The organism is Mesorhizobium sp. M7A.F.Ca.CA.004.12.1.1, from assembly GCF_003997835.1.
GTDB lineage: Bacteria > Pseudomonadota > Alphaproteobacteria > Rhizobiales > Rhizobiaceae > Mesorhizobium.
Genome location: NZ_RZRK01001148.1, coordinates 1 through 1,417 on the forward strand (window position 1 = coordinate 1; position 1,417 = coordinate 1,417).

2 protein-coding genes are annotated in these 1,417 nt (G+C 62.3%); one reads left to right on the forward strand and one right to left on the reverse strand.

What is annotated here, in order from left to right; all coding sequences use genetic code 11:
* Positions 1-270 precede the first annotated feature (270 nt).
* Positions 271-930, reverse strand: coding sequence for a DUF922 domain-containing protein (locus EN984_RS34570; protein WP_127272711.1), 660 nt, complete (start codon positions 928-930; stop codon positions 271-273).
* Positions 931-1,033: 103 nt separating this feature from the next.
* Between EN984_RS34570 and EN984_RS34575 the strand changes: the two genes are divergently transcribed.
* Positions 1,034-1,417 (forward strand): dihydropteroate synthase (locus EN984_RS34575; RefSeq protein ID WP_164765922.1); only part of this gene is annotated, 384 nt, incomplete at its 3' end.

Consider the following 1,417-nt stretch of genomic DNA (forward strand, 5'->3'; position numbering starts at 1 on the left):
CTTTTCGCTCTCTGTTATCGGCGTGCCGGTTTCCGCCATCGTTTTGTTATCGACAGCCTGGTCCATGATCGTTCATCCATAAGCTTGCGATTTGACCGGCCCTGTTCAGCCGTTCCGGTTTCTTGACCGTTTGGATCGCATTGGTGTTTTAAGCTCGCGTCTGGCGAGCCTGACATATGTCGTCCCATATAGGCCGGTTTCGACAGGGGCTCGAAAGTTTTTCGAATCTGGCACTACCTCCAGCGAATTTGGCTTTCAGTTCGGGTGCGTTCAGGCCGGCGGCAGTCGGCCGTTGCCGATGCGCTCCATGCGGTAGCGCAGCAGCCGCAAGATGCGGCTTTCGAAATTGACGCTTTCGACGCGGTCGAACTGAAGCTGGGCGCGGTCGTGCTTGGCCAGGACAGCCGCGGTGATCGCGGCCGCCTTGGCCTTGGCGGCATCGCAGTTCTTTTGCGGGTAGGTGGCCTTCAAGGCCTCTTCGAGTTCGCCGCCATGGTTCTTGGCGATTTCGACATGGCGCTCCTCATGGCGCTTGATGTCGGCGGACAGCGTATCCCAGAACAGCCTGACATCGGCGTCGGCCTTGCGCGGGCGGCGCCACTCGGGAAGGATCACCTTCACCTTGACGGTCACCGCCGCGTCGGCGATCCGGCAGGAACTCGGCGTCTGCGCATAGCTGACACGGGTGGTGAAGGCCATCTGCGTGGCGCCCGGGTGCCGGTTGCCGGTGCTTTTCACCTCCGGCCCGCGTTTGGAGAGTTGTGCCTCGATGTCGTCGAGGGTGCTGCCGCCGATGGCGAAATAGCTGTACGTCTTGACGAGATTGGCGGTCGCCGCCGGAAGCGGGGTCATGGCGAGCAGCAGCGCGCAAGCCAAGGATCGTTTCACGCCCAGGGACCGTCTTTTCATGCCAAGCATGGCTCGCTTCATCATGTTGCCTCTTCGATCACCTTGCTTTACGGCCGTTGCCGGCGCAATGAAATTGATCCGCCAGGGATCACACATGATTGATGAACTCCATGGTCGATGAGCAATGACGGCCCGGCGATGGCAGTTGGCGCATGGACGCCATCTCGACCTTGGCGGCAAGGCCGTGGTCGTCGGCATCCTCAATGTCACGCCCGATAGCTTTTCCGACGGCGGCCAGTTCGACGCCCCTGAAAAGGCGCTGGCCCAGGCGCGCCGCATGATCGGGGAAGGGGCGCTGGTTGTCGATGTCGGCGGAGAATCGACGCGCCCAGGTGCTGCCGCGGTATCGGCCAGCCAGGAACAGGACCGCATCCTGCCGGTGATCGAAGCGCTGGCGGGCGTGAGCGAGGTGCTGATTTCGGTCGACACCTATCGTGCCGACACGGCGCGGCTGGCGGTCGCCGCCGGCGCGCATATCGTCAACGATGTCTGGGGTTTGCAGCGCGAG

Bases quoted from the DNA above. Each gene is read 5' to 3' on its own strand.
- EN984_RS34570 (WP_127272711.1), bottom strand. From the start codon at position 930: ATGAAGCGAGCCATGCTTGGCATGAAAAGACGGTCCCTGGGCGTGAAA.